At 74.4% G+C, this 19,064-nt stretch carries 1 protein-coding gene; it reads left to right on the forward strand.

The genetic code is table 11. The features are described from left to right. The first annotated feature begins 76 nt into the window (after positions 1-76). Positions 77-19,051 (forward strand): non-ribosomal peptide synthetase, encoded by an 18,975-nt coding sequence (locus H4687_RS04410; protein ID WP_050398559.1) that lies wholly within the window; start codon positions 77-79, stop codon positions 19,049-19,051. Positions 19,052-19,064 lie beyond the last annotated feature (13 nt).

A 19,064-nucleotide genomic window follows, 5' to 3' on the forward strand; every position in this document is an offset into this window, starting at 1 on the left:
TTAGGTAACCCTTACCTTAGTATGTCGGCGACCCGGCTCAGAACCGGGCCCCGACCTGGTGGGAAGGCTCACTGCTGTGTGCGGTACCGAGGAAGTCCTGGCCTATTGGCGGCGGCTGCTGACATCGCTGCCGCTCGAGATCTCACTGCCCGCCGATCGGCCTCACCCGCCACAGCCTCTGTTCGAACGCGACACGCGCGTGCTCGCGGATGTCCCGGACGCCCCCGACGCCGTACGCCTCGCCGCCTTCGTCGCCCTGCTGCACCGCTACACCGGGGCGACGGACCTGACCGTGGGCCACGACGGGCTCCCGCTGCGGGTGTCCGTCGACCACGAACCCTCCTTCGCCGAGCTGGTGCGGCGGGTGACGCAGGCGCACGAGGAGGCGCAGACCCACCGGGTGCCGGTCGGGCTCCTGGTCGAGGAGCTGCGGCCCCGGCCCACACGCGGTGGCGGGCTGTTCTTCAACACGGCCTTCGCCACGGCCGCCCGGCCCGCCACCGACCTGCCCGCCCCCGTCGACATGCTGCTGGAGGTGGCCGAGGGCTCGGTACGGGCCGTGTACCACCCCGGCATCTTCGACGCCACCACGATCGACCGCCTCCTCGGCCACTACCGCACGCTCCTCGCCGACGCGTTGGACCGGCCGGAGACCCCGGTCGCCCGGCTGGAGCTGATGAGCCCGGAGGAGTACCGCCAGGTCGTCATCGACGGGAACGACACCGCGCACACGGTGCCGGCGGACACCTGGCCCGCGATGTTCGCCGAACAGGTGCGGCAGCGGCCGGACGCCGTGGCGCTGGTCTTCGAGGACGAGGAACTCACCTACGCCGAGCTGGACTCGCGCGCCAACCGCCTCGCGCACGCGCTGCTCGCGCGGGGCGCCGGCCCGGAGCGGATCGTCGCCCTGGCCCTGCCGCGCTCCGCCGAGCTGATCGTGGCGGAGGTGGCCGTCCTGAAGTCGGGCGCCGCCTATCTGCCGATCGACCACGACTACCCGGCGGACCGCATCGCGTACATGCTGGGCGACGCGCGGCCCGTCTGCATGGTGACCACCGGGGAGACCGCACGGGAACTGCCCGGCCAGGCCGACGGCATGACCGTCCTGGAGCTGGACTCCCCCGCCGTCGCGGCCGAGTTGGCCGAACGGCCCGCCCACGATCCCACCGAGGCCGACCGCGGAGGACCGCTCACGGTCCTCAACGCCGCCTACGTGATCTACACGTCGGGCTCGACCGGCCGCCCCAAGGGCGTCGCCCTCGCGCACTCCGGTGTGGCGAAGCTGGTGGCCACGCAGAGCGAGCGGTTCGGCATCGGCCCGCACAGCCGGGTACTGCAGTTCGCCTCGCCGAGCTTCGACGTCGCCTTCTGGGACCTGTGCCTCGGCCTGCTGTCCGGCGGCCGGCTCGTCGTCGTCCCGGCGGAACTGCGGGTGCCCGGCGCCCCGCTCGCCGACTACGCGCACGCGCACGGCATCACCTTCATGATCCTGCCGCCCGCGCTGCTCGCCGCCCTGCCCGACGACGTCCATCTCCCGCCGACCGCCACGCTGCTGGCGGGCACCGAGCGCGTCTCGCCCGAGCTGGTGGGGCGGTTCGCGCGCGGACGGATGATGTTCAACGCGTACGGTCCGACCGAGGCCACCACCAACTCCACGCTCGGACTGTGCGATCCGGACATCCCGGCCGGGGCGATCGTCCCCATCGGCGTGCCCGACCCGGGGACCCGGGCGTACGTCCTGGACGCCTACCTGCGGCCGGTGCCCGCCGGCGTCACGGGCGAGCTGTACCTCGGCGGCGCGGGTCTGGCCCGGGGCTATCTCGGGCGGCCGGACCTGACCGCCGAGCGGTTCGTCGCCGACCCGTTCGGGGAGCCCGGCGAGCGGCTCTACCGCACCGGTGACCTGGTCCGCCGGCGGGCCGACGGACGGCTGGAGTTCCTCGGGCGGGCCGACGCCCAGGTGAAGATCCGCGGGTTCCGGATCGAGCCGGGCGAGATCGAGTCGGTGCTGCGCGGCCACCCGGCCGTCGACCAGGTCACGGTGGTCGTCCGCGAGGACCGGCCCGGCGACCGCCGCCTGGCCGCCTATGTCGTCCCCGCCCTCGACGCGCCGCGCGACGCGGACCCGGACACGCGGGTCGAGGAGTGGAAGGAACTGCACGAACTCCTGTACGGGGCGGCTGGTTCCGAGGACGCGGGCGACGTGCGGGACGCGGCACCGGCGGACGGTCCCGGCACGGACCCCGCCGGTTCCGCTCTGCGGGAGAACTACGCCGGCTGGAACAGCATGTACGACGGCACGCCGATCCCCGTCGAGGAGATGCGGGAGTGGCGGGCGGCGACCGTCGAGCGCATCCGCGGACTCGGCCCGGCCGGGCGGGTGCTGGAGATCGGCGTCGGCAGCGGCCTGATCCTGTCCCGGATCGCGCCCGACTGCGAGGCGTACTGGGGCACCGACCTCTCGGCGCGGGCCGTCGCGGCCCTGCGCGCCCAGGTCGACACCGATCCGGAACTGGCCGCGAAGGTCGAGCTGCGGACCCAGCCCGCCCACGACACCACCGGTCTTCCCACCGGGTACTTCGACACGGTCGTCATCAACTCCGTCGCCCAGTACTTCCCCGGCGGGGACTATCTCGCCGACGTACTGCGCCAGGTGGCGGGCCTGCTGGCCCCCGGCGGCCGGATCTTCGTCGGTGACGTCCGCAACCTGCGGCTGCTGCGTACCCTGCGCGCGGCCGTGGAGACCCGGCGGGCGACCGGCGCCGAGGGTGAGGACGAGGACAAGAGCGCGCTGCGGACGGCCGTCGAGCGGTCGGTGCGCTGGGAGGGCGAACTCCTTCTCGACCCGGACTTCTTCGCCGCTCTCGACGGGTTCGACGCGGAGATCCGGATCAAGCGGGCCACGCACCACAACGAACTGAGCCGGTACCGGTACGACGTCGTGCTGCGTCCCGGAACTCCGGCGGCGGCCCGGGAGCTGCCGGAGACCGACTGGGCGGCCGTCGGCGGACTCGCCGGACTCGGCGAGCTGCTGGCCGGGCGGCCGGACGGGATACGCCTCGCCGGTGTGCCCAACGCGCGCCTCGCGGACGACCTGGCGGACCTGCGGCGGCTGGACGGCAGCAGCCGGGAGGCGGCCTCGGGGGCCGACCCGGAGGACGTGCACGCGCTGGCGGCGGAGCACGGCTACCGGGCCGCGCTCACCTGGAACGGCAACGCCGACGACGGGGCGTTCGACGCCGTGTTCGTCCTCGACGGGCCCTTCGGGCCGCTGTACCGGACGGCCGGCGCGCATCCGCACGCCAACCGGCCCGCGCCCTTCCGTGACGTCGCCGCCCTGATGCGGACCCTGCGCGGTCACGCCGCCGAGTGGCTGCCCGACTACATGGTCCCCTCGGCGTTCGTCCCGCTGCACACCCTGCCGGTCACCCCCAGCGGCAAGATCGACGCGAGGGCGCTGCCGGCCCCGGACCACGCCGCCATGAGCGCCGGCCGCGCCCCGCGCACCCCCCGCGAGAAGCTGCTGTGCTCGCTGTACGCGGAGGTGCTCGGGCTGGACGCCGTGACGGCCGAGGACGACTTCCTCGCGCTCGGTGGCGACAGCATCAGCGCCATCCAACTCCTCATCCGCGCACGGGAGTCGGGCCTCAGACTCACCACCCGTGACGTGTTCCGGCACCGCACGGTCGAGGCGCTGGCCGAGGCCGCCGTCGAGCGGGTCACCGAACACACCGCCGACGCACCGCTCGTGCGGGTCGACGACACCGAACTCGCCGAGATCCAGGGCACGCGCCCGCTGCCGGTCGAGGAACTGCTGCCGCTCACCCCGCTCCAGCAGGGTTTCTTCTTCCACTCCCTGACCGGCGGCGCCGACGGGGACACGTATGTCGTCCAGCAGGTCCTGGACCTCGCCGGGCCCGTCGACGGCACGGTGCTGCGCCGGGCCGCGCAGAGCCTGCTCGACCGGCACGCGCCGCTGCGGGCCGCGTTCCGGCAGCTCCCGGACGGCACCCCGGTGCAGATCATCACGCGAAGCGCCGAGCTTCCGTGGCGGGAGGTCGACCTGTCGGCGCAGGACGGTGGGGTCCGCGAGGCGCTCGGCGACGCGGTGGCCGCCGACGAGCGGGCCCGGGGCTTCGACCTGGCCGCGCCGCCCCTGCTGCGCTGCGCCCTGGTCCGCCTCGGCGACGAACGAAGCCGCCTCGTACTGACGTTCCATCACATCGTGGCCGACGGCTGGTCGTTGCCGGTGCTGCACCGCGAACTGATGGCGTTCTACGGCACCGACGCTCCCCCGCTTCCCGACGTCGCCCCCTACCGGGGCTTCCTGCGCCGCCTCGCCGCGCAGGACCGCGACGCGGCCCGTGACGCCTGGCTCGACGCGCTCGCCGGGCTGGAGGAGCCGACGCGGCTGGTCGACACCCCGGCCGACACGGCTCCCGTGCGACCGGAGCACGTCCGGGTGGAGCTGTCCGAGCGGACCACCGCGCGGCTCGCCGAGCGAGCCCGGGAGCACGGGGTCACCCTCGGCACGGTCGTCCAGGGCGCCTGGGGTCTGCTGCTCGGCAGGCTGACCGGCCGCGACGACGTCGTGTTCGGCACCACGGTCTCCGGGCGCGACGGCGAGGTCGAGGGCATCGCCTCCATGGTGGGTCTGTTCATCAACACCCTGCCGACCCGCTTCCGTTGGACCTCCCGCGAATCCCTCGGGGCGCTGCTCGTCCGGCTCCAGGAGGAGCAGGCCCGGCTGCTGGACCACCAGCATCTCGGTCTCGCCGAGATCCAGCGGCTCACCGGGCACGCGGGCTCCGGGGAACTCTTCGACACCCTGGTGGTGTTCGAGAACTACCCCGCCGAGACCGACCTCCGGGACGCCTCGGGCACCGTGCGCATCACCGGCGACGCCTTCCACGACGCCGTGCACTACCCCCTCGCCCTCGTCGTGAAGCCCGGCCGACGGCTCGACCTGCGGCTCAAGCACCACGCGGAGCGCCTCGACGGCGACGCCGTGCGCGCGCTGGGCGACCGTCTGGCCCGTGTCCTGGAGGCCATCGCCGAGGCACCGGACCGCGCGGCCGCCTCCGTCGAACTCCTCTCCCCCGACGAGGCCCTGCGCGCCCACCCCGCCGGCGAGGAGCGCCTCGTCGCGGAACACACCCTGGCGGAGGGCTTCGCCGCGCAGGTCGCCCGGACGCCCGACGCGACGGCCGTCGTCTTCGAGGGCGAGCGGCTGAGCTACGCGGAACTCGACGCCCGAGCAGAGGAGTTGGCCGTACGGCTGCGCGGCCGGGGCGCCCGGCCGGGCACCTTCGTGGCGGTCGCCGTGCCGCGTTCGGCGGAGCTGATGGTGGCGCTGCTGGGCGTGCTGAAGTCGGGCGCCGCCTATCTGCCGGTGGACCTGGACTATCCGGCGGACCGGGTGACCCACATGCTCACCGACTCGGGCGCCACGACCGTCATCACGCTGTCGGCCACGGCCGGCCGGCTGCCCGAGCGGGCTCCTGCCGCGCTGCTGCTCGACGCCCACGACCACGAACCGCCCGCCGGGCGGCCCCCGGTCCCCGCACGCCCCGACGACCCCGCCTACCTCATCTACACCTCCGGCTCGACCGGCCTGCCCAAGGGCGTCGTCGTCACCCACCGCGCCGTCGTGAACCGGCTCGCCTGGACGCAGGGCGCGTACGGGCTCGGTGCGGACGACCGGGTGCTGCAGAAGACACCGTCCAGCTTCGACGTGTCCGTGTGGGAGTTCTTCTGGCCGCTCCTCGCGGGCGCGACCGTGGTGCTCGCCCGCCCGGACGGCCACCGCGACCCCGCCTACCTGGCGGGACTCGTCCGCGAACAGGCCGTGACGACCCTGCACTTCGTGCCGTCGATGCTGGAGGCCTTTCTCCGGCACGACGAGGTCACCGCCGACCCCACCTGGTCCGCGTCGCTGCGCCGCGTGCTGAGCAGCGGCGAGGCGCTGCCGGTCGCCGCCGCGAGCCGCTGGCACGCGCTCACCGGCGTACCGCTGCACAACCTGTACGGGCCGACCGAGGCGGCCGTCGACGTCACGTACCACCCGTACGCCCCCGACCAGGACCGGGGCGCCGCGGTGCCCATCGGGCGCCCCGTGTGGAACACCGGCCTGCGGGTCCTGGACGCCTGTCTGCGGCCCGTCCCCGACGGCGTCCCGGGTGAGCTGTACCTGACCGGCGTCCAGCTCGCCCGTGGGTACCACGCCCGCCCGGCGCTGACCGCAGAGCGCTTCACCGCCGACCCGTACGGGCCGCCCGGCAGCCGGATGTACCGCACCGGTGACCTGGTCCGGCGGCGCGCGGACGGGGTGATCGAGTACCTGGGCCGCACGGACCGGCAGGTCAAGCTGCGCGGCAACCGGATCGAACTCGGCGAGATCGAGGCGGCCCTCGTCCGGCTGCCGGAGGTCGCGCAGGCCGCCGTGACGGTACGCGAGGACGCGCTGGTCGCCTACGTCGTCCCGGCCGGAGGCACCACCGACGCGAGCGGCCTCCGCGAGGCCCTGGCCGACGCGCTCCCTGCCCCCATGGTTCCGGGTGCCTGGGTGCTCCTCGACACGCTGCCGCTCACCCCGAGCGGCAAGCTGGACCGAGCCGCGCTGCCCGCCCCGCAGGCCGTACGCGGTACCGTCACCCGCGCCCCGGGCACCCCCCGGGAGCAGGTACTCGTCGAGATCTTCGCGGCCGTGCTGAAGCTCTCCGAGGTCGGTGTCGACGACGACTTCTTCCTGCTGGGCGGCGACAGCATCAGCTCGATCGCCGTGTCCAGCCGGGCCCGCCGCGCGGGGCTGGTGATCGGCCCGCGCGAGGTGTTCGAGCACCGCACCCCGGCGGCGCTCGCGGCGACGGCCGCCCTCGACGAGACGACCGCGGACGGCACCCCTTCGGCGTCCGCGTTCGCGCTGACCGAGGAGGAGCGGGAGCGCGTCGAGCGGCTCGCGCCGGGCCGCGTCGAGGACGTGTGGCCCCTCGCCCCGCTCCAGGAGGGCCTGTTCTTCCACTCGAACTTCGACGACAGCTCCCTGGACGTCTACACGGTCCACGAGTCCTTCGACTTCGCCGACCGCGTGGACGCCGAGCGGCTGTCGGCGGCCGTGCGCACCCTGCTGGCCCGCAACCCCAGCCTGCGGGCCGGGTTCACCAGCGAAGGGCTGCGCCAGCCGGTGCAGTTCATCGTGCGGGACGCCGCCGTCCCGCTGACCGAGGTGGACCTCGCCGGGCTCCCGGCCGCCGAACAGGACCGCAGGATGCGGGAGTTGCTGGACGACTCACGCGCCCGGCGCTTCGACCTCACCCGCCCCCTGCTCTTCCGGATGCTGCTGGTACGGCTCGGCGAGGAGCGCGGCGACCGGCTGGTCGTCGGCCGTCATCTGATCCTGTGGGACGGCTGGTCGGCCTGGCTGTTCCTCGACCAGCTGTTCGCGCTGTACGAGAGCGGCGGCGACCCGGCGGGCCTGGCCCGCCCCGGCTCCTACCGCGACTACCTGACCTGGCTGGAACGGCAGGACGACACCGAGGCCACCCGGGCGTGGCGGGCGGCCCTGTCCGGTTTCGAGGAGCCCACGCTGCTGGTGCCGGCCGCCGACGACCGGGGGCGGGAGCCCGTGATCCCGGAGCAGTTGGACGCGGTCCTGGACGTGACGGTCGCGGAGCGGCTGCGGGACACCGCACGCACCCACGGTCTGACCCTCAACACCGTGCTCAACGCGGCCTGGGGACTGGTCCTGGCCGGTGCCACGGGCCGTACCGACATCGCGTTCGGTACGACGGTCGCCGGGCGGCCCAGCGAGGTGCCGGACGTCGAGAACGTGATCGGCATGTTCCTCAACACCGTGCCCGCGCGCATCGCCTTCGACCCGCGTGAGCCGGTCCTCGCTCTGCTGCGCCGCGTCCAGGGCGAGCGGCTGGAGGTCATGCCGTACGAGCACCTGGGCCTCGGTGTGCTGCAGGCCGAGTCGGGTCACCGACGGCTGTTCGACACGCTGTTCGTGCTGCGCAACTCTGACACCGACGAGCGGCTGGCCGAACTGCGCGAACGGCACGGTGCGACGGCCGTCGCCAACGTGGACGCCACGCACTACCCGGCGAACCTGGTCGTCACGCCCGGCGACCGCGTGCGGGCCACCCTCGCCTACCGGCCCGACCTGCTGGACGGCGCCTACGCGCAGAGCCTGTTGGACCGCTTCGTGCTGCTGGTCGGCCGTCTGGTGGCCGACCCGCACGCGCCCGTCGGCTCGCTGGACTCCCTGCTGCCCGCCGAGGCCGTCGCACTCGCCCGCCAGGAGGCGGAGCAGCGGCAGCCCGTGCCGCACGAGACGGTGGCGGACATGCTGGCCGCGCAGGCCGCCCGGACCCCGGACGAGACCGCCCTGGTCTTCGGCGCGCAGACCCTCACCTATGCCGAACTCGACGAGCGCTGCGACCGGATGGCCCGGCTGCTGCTCGCGCGGGGCGCCGGTCCCGAGCGGGTGATCGGGCTCGGGCTGCCGCGCTCGATCGACATGGTGGTGGCGCTGTTCGCCGTACTGCGGACGGGGTCGGCGTATCTGCCGCTGGAGCTGGACCACCCCGCCGACCGGCTGTCGCTGATGCTGGCCGACGCCCGCCCGCTGCTCCTGCTGTCCACGGCGGGCGTGTCGGCGACGCTGACGGGCGACACGCCCCGCGTGCTGCTCGACGACCCGGCGGTGGCGGCCGAACTGGCGGCCTCCCCGGCCGGTCCGGTGTCGGTGTCCTTCAGCCTGGACCACCCGGCGTACGTGATCTACACCTCGGGGTCGACGGGCCGTCCCAAGGGCGTCGTCACGCCGTACCTCGGCCTGACGAACATGCAGCTCAACCACCAGAAGGAGATCTTCGCCCCGGCGATCGCGTCGGCGGGCGGACGGCGGCTGCGCATCGCGCACACGGTGTCGTTCGCGTTCGACATGTCCTGGGAGGAGCTGCTGTGGCTCGTCGAGGGGCACGAGGTGCACGTCTGCGACGAGGAGCTGCGGCGGGACGCGACCGCGCTGGTGGCCTACTGCGAGGAACACCGCGTCGACGTCGTCAACGTGACCCCGACCTACGCCCATCTCCTGCTGGAGGAGGGCCTGTTGGAGGGGCACCGACCGCCGCTGGTGCTGCTCGGCGGCGAGGCCGTCACCGAGACGGTGTGGAACACGCTGCGGGACACGGAGGGGACGTACGGCTACAACCTGTACGGCCCGACCGAGTACACGATCAACACGCTCGGCGGTGGCACCGAGGACAGCGCCACCCCGACCGTCGGCAAGCCCATCCGCGCCACCCGGGCCCGCGTCCTCGACACCTGGCTGCGGCCGGTGCCGGACGGTGTGGCCGGTGAGCTGTACATCGCGGGCGTCGGTCTGGCGCGCGGCTATCTCGATCGGCCCGGCCTGACCGCCGAGCGGTTCGTGGCCGACCCGTACGGGCGGCCGGGCGAGCGGATGTACCGCACCGGCGACCTCGTACGCCGCCGCCCGGACGGCAATCTGGACTTCCTCGGCCGTACCGACGACCAGGTCAAGATCCGGGGCCACCGGGTGGAGCTGGGTGAGATCGAGACCGCGCTCGTCCAGCACCCCGAGGTGTCCCGGGCAGCCGTCGTCGCCCGCGACGACCTCCATGCCCCCGGCACGAAGCGTCTGGTCGGCTATGTCGTCCCGGCCGAACCGGACGCCGAGGCACGCGAGTCGGCCGAGCGGGAGCAGATCGGTGAGTGGCGGGAGATCTACTCCGCCGAGTACACCGAGATCGGCACCGCCCTGTTCACCGAGGACTTCGCCGGCTGGGACAGCTCCTACGACGGCTCCCCCATCCCGGTGGAGCACATGCGGGAGTGGCGTGAGGCCACCGTGGAGCGCATCCGCGAACTCGGCCCCCGCCGCATCCTGGAGATCGGCGTCGGCTCGGGCCTGCTGCTGTCGAAGCTCGCCCCGGACGCCGAGGCGTACTGGGCCACCGACTTCGCCGCGCCCGTGATCCGCAAGCTCACCGAGGGCGTGCGGAGCGACCCCGCGCTGGCCGGGAAGGTCGAACTGCGCTGCCAGCCCGCCGAGGTGACCGACGGCCTGCCCACCGGCTACTTCGACACGGTCGTCATCAACTCCGTCGTCCAGTACTTCCCGAGCCTGGACCACCTCCACCAGGTCATCCGGGGCGCGCTGGGCCTGCTCGCGCCCGGCGGCGCCCTGTTCCTCGGCGACATCCGGGACCTGCGGCAGGCCCGGGTGTTCCAGGCCGGCATCCAGGCCGCCCGCGCCGACGCGCACACCGAGCCGGAGAGTCTGCGCCGGGCCGTGGAGCGGGGCCTCGCGCTGGAGAAGGAACTCCTCGTCGACCCGGACTGGTTCACCACCCTCGGCGTCGGCGTCGACCTGCGCACCAAGGCGGGCCGCCACCACAACGAACTGACCCGCTACCGGTACGACGTGGTGCTGTACGAGGGGGACGCCGGGCTCTCGCTGGACGGCGTCCCGGCCGTCGTCTGGACCGGCCGGGACGCGCTCCTCGCCCGCCTCGACGGCACGACACCGCTGCGGGTGCGGGGTGTCCCGGACGCCCGCACGGCCGGTGACCTGGCCGGGCTGCGCGCCCTGGACACCGGCCGGCCGACGGCCGTCGCGGCGACGGGCGTGGAACCGGAGGACCTGCGGAAGACTGCCGAGGCGCGCGGCTACCGGCTGCTCACCACCTGGTCGGCCGAGCCGGGCTCCTACGAGGCCGTCTTCGTGTCCGGCGACCTGAACCCCGGCGCCGGCACCGCCCGCACGGCGGGCCTGTACCGGCCGCGCGCCGACCGGGGCGACGACGCCCCGTACGCCAACACCCCGGCCGCCGGGCGCGGTCACACCGCGCTCGTCAGGCGGCTCCGCGACGACCTCGGCCAGCGGCTGCCCGGCTACATGGTGCCCGCCGCCTTCGTGGTCCTGCCCGGACTGCCGATGAACGACAACGGCAAGCTCGACGTCCGCGCCCTGCCGGACGCCGAGCCCGCGGTCGCCCTGTCGGCCGGGCGCGGCCCGCGCACCCCCGTCGAGGAGGTGCTGTGCCGCCTCTTCGCCGAGGTGTTGGGCCTGCCCCGCACCGGCGCCGAGGACAACTTCTTCGACCTGGGCGGTCATTCGCTGCTCGCGACCCGGCTGATCAGCCGCGCCCGCACCGAGCTGGGCGCCGAACTGGCCATCCGCGACCTGTTCGAGGCACCCACCCCGGAGACGCTGGCGCTGCGCGCGGCCACCGGGCAGCCGGCCCGGCCCGTGCTGGAGCCCGCCGCCGAACGACCCGCCCGTATCCCGCTGTCGGCCGCCCAGCGCCGGCTGTGGCTCGTGGAGCGGATCACCGGCGACGGTGTCGCGTACAACTTCCCGCTGGTGTTCCGGCTTCGCGGCGCCCTTGACCTCGACGCGCTGCGCGCCGCCCTGCGCGATGTGACGGACCGCCACGAAGCCCTGCGGACACGGTTCGTGGAGGCGGACGGTGAGCCGTACCAGTGGATCGCGGCGCCCGGTGAGGCCGAGCCCGCGTTCCTGTTCTCCGAAGGCACCGAGGCGGGGCTCGCGGGGTGGATCGAGGACGCCCAGCGCCGCCCGTTCGACCTGGGCCGCGACCTCCCGGCGCGGGCCGGGGTGCTGCGGCTGGCCGACGACGACCACGTGGTGGCCGTCGTCCTGCACCACATCACCACCGACGAGTGGTCCGACCGCCCCTTCCTCGCCGACCTGCACCGCGCCTATGCGGCCCGCGCCGCGGGCGGGGCGCCCGAGTGGGCTGCGCTGCCGGTGCAGTACGCCGACTACACCCTCTGGCAGGAGCGGCTGCTCGCCGAGGTGGAGGAGGGACAACTCGCCTACTGGAAGCAGGCTCTGAGCGGGCTCCCGGAGGAGGTCCCGCTGCCCCTGGACCGGCCGGGGGCGGCCCGCGCCACCGGGCGCGGGGCCGTGGTCCGCGCCACGCTCCCGGGCTCCACCGGGGACGCGCTGCGCGACCTCGCCGGCACCCACCAGGTCAGTATGTTCATGCTGTTCCAGGCCGCCACGGCGGCGCTGCTGCACCGGCTGGGCGCCGGGGACGACATCCCGCTCGGCGCGCCCATCGCGGGCCGCACCGACAGCGCGGTGGACGATCTGGTGGGCTTCTTCGTCAACACGCTGGTGCTGCGCACCGATCTGTCCGGCACCCCCTCCTTCGAGGGGCTCCTCGGCCGGGTGCGGGAGGCGGCCCTGGCCGCGTTCGAGCACCAGGACGTGCCGTTCGACCGGGTCGTCGAGGCCGTCAACCCGGTCCGGACCGCCGACCGCAACCCGCTCTTCCAGGTCATGCTCGGCTACCACCACCGGCCCGACGGCGACCCGGACCTCTTCGGGCTGCCCACCGAGTGGTTCGACATGGACAACGGCATGGCGAAGTTCGACCTGGACTTCACCTTCGTCGACCACGGCCCCGGCCAGGACATGGCCCTGCTGCTGGAGTACGCCACCGACCTCACCGACGAGGAGACCGCCGCCGGGCTCGCCGAGCGGCTGCTGCGGCTGCTGGAGCGGGTCGTCGCGGAGCCGTCCCGGCCGCTGCGCTCCCTCGACGTCCTCACCGACGCGGAGGAGACGGCCGTCGCGGCCGTCTGGAACGACACCGCCCGCCCCCTGGAGACCCGGTCCGTCCCGGAGATCCTCGACGACGTCGTCCGCGCCCGGCCCGACGCGCCCGCCCTCGTCACGGGGGCGTCCCGGCTCACCTTCCGGGAGCTGGGCGAGCGGGTGGACGCGGTCGCCCGGCTGCTGCTGCGCCGGGGCGCCGCCGCCGAGCGCGTGGTCGGACTCGCCCTGCCCCGGCACCTGATGGTCCCGGCGCTCCTCGGCGTCCTGAAGTCCGGCGCCGCCTATCTGCCGCTCGACCCCGAATATCCCGCCGACCGGCTGGAGTTCATGCTCCGCGACGCGGCCCCGCTGTGCGTGCTCACCACGGCGGAGCTGGCGGCGAAGCTGCCGCAGGGGTGTCCGGTCGTCCTGATCGACGACCGGCTCCCGGACGTGGAGGAGGCGTCGGCGGCCCTGCCGCCCGCCCCCGCCGGCTCCGCCTATCTCATCTTCACCTCCGGTTCCACCGGTGCTCCCAAGGGCGTCGTCGGCACCCACCGCGGCCTGAGCAACTTCTTCGCCGCCCACCGCGACGACCTGATCCGGCCCGCCGAGCGGTCCCTCGGCCGCGACCGGCTGCGGGCCGTGCACGCGGCCTCGTTCAGCTTCGACGGTTCCTGGGAGCCGCTGATCTGGCTGCTCGGCGGCCACGAACTGCACGTCACCGACGAGGCCGTGATGGCCGACCCGGCCGCGCTGCTCACCTACCTCGGCCGGGAGGACATCGACTTCCTCGACGTCACCCCGACCTACCTGCGCGAGCTGATCCACCACGGCTTCCTGGAGCCCGGCGCCCACCTGCCCGGTGTGATCGCCGTGGGCGGCGAGGCGACCCCGGCCCCGCTCTGGGAGCGCCTGTGCGCCCTGCCCGGCACCCAGGTCCACGACCTGTACGGGCCCACCGAGAGCGCGGTCGACGCCTACGGCTGGCACGGCGACGCCACCGGCCGCTGGGCCGCGCCCCTGGACAACATCCGTGCCCACGTCCTGGACGAGCTGCTGCGGCCCGTCCCCGTGGGGGTCACCGGTGAGCTCTACCTCGCCGGCGAGGGCCTGGCGCGGGGTTACCTCAACCGGCCGGGGCTGACCGCCGAGCGGTTCACGGCGGACCCGTTCGGCGCGCCCGGCACCCGGATGTACCGCACGGGCGACCTCGTACGACGCCGCCGCGACGGCTCCCTGGAATTCCTGGGCCGCGCCGACGGACAGGTCAAGCTGCGCGGTTTCCGCATCGAACTCGGGGAGATCGAGGCGCTGCTCGCCGACCACCCCGACGTGGCCACGGCCGCCGTGGTGGTCCGCGAGGACACCCCGGGCGTGCGCAGGCTCGTCGCCTACGTCCTCCCGGGCGCCGGGCGCGTCCCCGACCCGGCGGAGCTGCGCGGCCACACGGCCGGGTCCCTGCCCGCGCACATGGTGCCGTCCGCCTTCGTCACGGTCGCGGCCCTGCCGCGCACGGTCGCGGGCAAGCTCGACGAGAAGGCGCTCCCCGCGCCCGACCTCACCGCGCCCAGCTCCGGCCGCAGGCCCCGCACCCCGCGCGAGGACCTGCTGTGCGAGGCGTTCGCCGCCGTCCTGGACGTGCCCGAGGTGGGCGTCGACGACGACTTCTTCGCGCTCGGCGGCCACTCGCTGCTCGCGATGCGCCTGACCGCGCGCGTCCGGACGGTGCTCGGCGCCGAGGTGTCGCTGCGCACGGTCTTCGACGCGCCGACTCCGGCCCGGCTCGCCCGGCACCTCGCCGGCACCGCCGACGCCACGGGCACCACCCGTCCGGCCCTGACGGCCCGGACGCGTCCCGAGCGGCTGCCGCTGTCCTCCGCCCAGCAGCGCCTGTGGGTGCTGTACCAGGTGGAGGGCCCCAGCGCGACGTACAACATCCCCTCGGCCTGGCGGCTGACGGGCGCGCTGGACGTGGCGGCGCTGCGGGCCGCCGTGCACGACGTGGTCGTCCGGCACGAGACGCTGCGCACGGTCTTCCCCGACGACGAGGGCCGGGCCCACCAGCTGGTGCTGACGCCCGAGCAGGTCCGCGTCCCGTTCGAGGTCGTCGACACCGACGACGAGCTGTTGCCGGACCTGCTCGCGGAGGCCGGTGCGTACGGCTTCGCGCTGGACCGTGAACTCCCTCTGCGCGTGCAGGTGTTCCGTACCGGCGACGAGGACTGGACCGTTCTGCTGTTGCTGCACCACATCGCCGGGGACGAGTGGTCGGAGGGCCCGCTCCACCGGGACCTCGCACTCGCCTACGCCGCCCGTACGGCCGGACACTCCCCTGCGTGGGAGCCGCTGCCCGTGCAGTACGCCGACTACACGCTGTGGCAGCGGGAGGTCCTGGGCGACGAGAGGGACGAGGACAGCCTCGCCGCCCGCCAGCTCGCCCACTGGAAGCAGGCACTGGCCGGGCTGCCCGAGGAGCTGGCGCTGCCCGTGGACCGGGCCCGCCCGCTGGAGGCGACCTACCGCGGTGGCTCCGCCGGCCTGTGGCTGGACGCCGAACTCACCGCCGCCCTGCACGCGTTGGCCCGCGACAACGGGGCCAGCGTGTTCATGGTGCTGCAGGCGGCCGTGGCCACCCTGCTGTCGCGGCTCGGGGCGGGGCACGACATCCCGATCGGCAGTCCGATCTCCGGGCGCACGGACGCCGGGCTGGACGACCTGGTCGGGTTCTTCCTCAACACGCTGGTGCTGCGCACCGACACCTCCGGCGATCCGACGTTCCGGGAGCTGCTCGGCCGGGTCAGGGAGGCCGACCTGGCCGCGTTCGACCACCAGGACGTGCCCTTCGAGCGGCTGGTGGAGGTGGTCAACCCGGCCCGGTCGCTCGCCCGTCACCCGCTGTTCCAGGTGATGGTCGTGTACCTGGCGTCGGGCGGCGACGACACCGGACTGCCCGGGCTGGACACCCGCCGGGACGACGTGGCGCAGACGACCGCCAAGTTCGACCTGTCCTTCGACTTCGTCGAACGCGGCGACGGCACCGGGGTGGACGGTGTGCTGGAGTACAGCGCCGACCTGTTCGACCACGCCACCGCCCAGTCGTTCGCGGACCGGCTGCTGCGCGTCCTGCGGGCCGTGACCGCCGACCCGGACACGGCACTCGCGAGCGTCGACATCCTCGGCGCGGACGAGCGGGCCCGCCTGGTCGGCGGCTGGCACAGCAGGCCCGCGGCCGGCGCGCCGACCACGGTGCCCGCCCTGTTCGAGGAGCGGGCGCGCCTCCACGGCGACCTGCCCGCCGCCGCGTCCGACGGGGTGGAGCTGACGTTCGCCGAACTCAACGCGGACGCCAACCGGTTGGCCCGGCTGCTGGTGGAGGCGGGCGCCGGCCCCGAGCGGTTCGTGGCGCTCGCGCTGCCCCGCACCGCGCACTTCCTCACGGCCGTCCTCGCGGTCCACAAGGCGGGCGCCGGCTATCTGCCGCTCGACCCGGACGCCCCGGTCGAGCGCACCGCCGACGTCCTCGCCGACGCCGGACCGGTCCTCACCCTGACCACCCGCGCCCTGGCGGCCACGCTGCCGCCCGGCACGACGCCCCTGCTGCTGGACGACCCCGGCACCCGGGACCGCCTCGCGGCCCAGGACCCCGCCGACCTCACCGACGCCGACCGCGCCGCCCCGCTGACGCCCCGGCACCCGGCGTACGTCATCTACACCTCGGGCTCCACCGGCCGCCCCAAGGGCGTGGTGATCACCCACGAGACCCTCGGCACCCTGTTCCACAGCCACCGCGAGACGCTCTACGCGCCCGCGGTCGAGGCGGCCGGGCGGCGCCATCTGCGGGTCGGCCACGCCTGGTCGTTCTTCTTCGACGCCTCCTGGCAGCCGCAGTTGTGGCTGCTGGACGGGCACTGCGTCCATGTGCTGTCCGAAGAGGTCCGCCGCGACCCCGAACTGGTCACCGAGGCCGTGCTCCGGCACCGCTTCGACTTCCTGGAGGTCACGCCGTCGTTCTTCACGCAGATGGCCGACAGCGGTCTGCTGCGGGGCGGCGACTGCCCGCTCGCGGTGGTCGGCGTGGGCGGCGAGGCCGTCCCCGTCGCCCTGTGGAAGCGGCTGTCCGAACTGCCCGGCACCGAGGCGTTCAACCTGTACGGGCCGACCGAGTCGACCGTGGACGCCCTCGTGGGACGCGTCCGCGACAGCGAACGCCCGCTCGTGGGACGGCCGGTGGCCGGCACCCGGGCGTACGTCCTCGACGACCGTCTGCAGCCGCTGCCACCCGGCGTTCCCGGCGAGCTGTACCTCGCGGGCGGCGGTCTCGCCCGCGGCTACCTGGGCGGCCCCGCCCTGACGGCCGAGCGGTTCGTCGCCGACCCCTTCGGTCCCGCCGGATCCCGGCTGTACCGCACGGGCGACCTGGCCCGCTGGACCGCCGACGGCCGGATCGACTACCTGGGCCGCGCCGACGACCAGGTCAAGATCCGCGGGTTCCGCATCGAGCCCGCCGAGATCGAGGCGGCCCTCACCTCCCACCCGGAGGTCGGGCAGGCCCTGGTGACCGTCCACCAGGACGGCCCACGCAAGCTGCTCGTGGCCTACGTCGTACCCGCCCCGGACACCGCGCCCGACCCGGCACGGCTGCGCTCCCATGTCGGCGGCCGGCTCCCGGACCACATGGTCCCGGCGGCCGTCGTCGCCCTGGAGCGGTTCCCCCAGCTGGCCAACGGCAAGCTGGACCGGTCCGCGCTGCCCGCGCCCGACTTCTCCGCCCTGTCCTCCGGACGGGCGCCCGCGACCCCCGTGGAGGAGCTGCTGTGCACGGTCGTCGCGGAGGTACTGGGGCTCGAACAGGTCGGTGTGGACGACGACTTCTTCGCCCTGGGCGGTGACAGCATCGTCGCCATGCAGCTCGTGGGCCGGGCCCGCGCGGCCGGTCTGCGGATCAGCCCGAGGCTGGTGTTCCGGCACCGCACGGTGGCCGCGCTCGGCACCGTCGCGGAGGCGGCCGAGGTCGGCGCGCCGCGCCCGGCGGACGACGGCACCGGCAGCGTGCCGCTCACCCCGGTCATGCACTGGCTGCGCGAACTGGGCGGTCCCTTCGCCGCCTACCACCAGGCGGCCCTGGTCCGCACCCCGGCGGAGCTGGACCTGCCCGGTCTGACGACCGTGCTCCAGGCGCTCGCCGACCGCCACGACCTGCTCCGCGCCGCCCTGGTCCGGCCCTCCCGCGAGGACACCGAGAACTGGTCCCTGCACGTGCCGCCCGTCGGCGCGGTCGACGCGACCGGCTGGATCGACCGGGTCGACGTGTCCGGTCTGGACGCCGCCGCGCTGGGCGAGACCGTACGGCGGCACACCACCGCGGCACGGGCGTCGCTCGACCCGGATGCCGGGATCATGGTCAGGGCCGTGTGGTTCGACGCGGGCGACGCGCCCGGCCGGCTGCTGCTGATGGGCCATCACCTCGTCGTGGACGGGGTCTCCTGGCGGGTGCTGCTGCCCGACCTCGAAGCGGCCTGGCGGGACGTCTCGGCCGGCCGGCCCGTCGGCCTGCTGCCCGTCGAGACGTCGTTCGCCCGCTGGTCCCGGCTGCTCACCGACCTCGCCCAGGCACCGGAGCGGGAGGCCGAACTGCCCGTGTGGGAGGCGATCCTCGACGGCGGCGCGGAGTCCCTGCCGCTCATCCGGGAGCGCGATCCCGACCGCGACACCACCGCCACCCAGCGCGAGGTCGTGCTCCGGCTGCCCGCCGAGCACACCGGACCGCTGCTGTCGGCCGTGCCCGCCGCTTTCGGCGCCGCCGTCAACGACGTGCTGCTCGCCGGACTCGCCCTCGCCTTCGCCGACCTGCGGCGGCGCGACGGCGGCACGGACACCTCGGTGCTGGTCGACCTCGAAGGCCACGGCCGCGAGGAGGAGCTGGGCGGCGACGGCGTCGACCTCTCCCGTACGGTCGGCTGGTTCACCAGCGTCTACCCGGTCCGCCTCGACGCGGGCCCGGCCGACCCCGCCGACGCCTTCGCCGGCGGTCCGGCCGCCGAGGAGGCCGTACGCCGGGTGCGCGAGCATCTGGCGGCGCTGCCCGCCAACGGCGTCGGGTACGGGCTGCTCCGGCACCTCAACCCCCGTACCCGTGAGGTGCTGGCGGCCCACGAGCCGCCGCGCGTGGAGTTCAACTACCTGGGCCGGTTCGGCATCCCGGAGGAGACGGACTGGTCGTACGCGCCGGAGGAGGACGCGGCGGACATCGGGTCGGAGGACTCGATGCGGGAGGGGCACGCGCTGGAGATCAACGTGGTGACCGAGGACCGGGCGGAGGGGCCGGTGCTGGCCGCGCACTGGTCGTACCTGGAAGGACTGCTGCCGCGCGACACGGTCCAGGATCTCGCCGAGACCTGGTTCCGGGCCCTGAGGGGGCTCGTCGCGTGGGCGGAGCGGAACCCGAAGTGAGCAAGCAGGCGAA

This window comes from Streptomyces stelliscabiei (genome assembly GCF_014873495.1).
Classification (GTDB): Bacteria; Actinomycetota; Actinomycetes; order Streptomycetales; family Streptomycetaceae; genus Streptomyces; species Streptomyces bottropensis.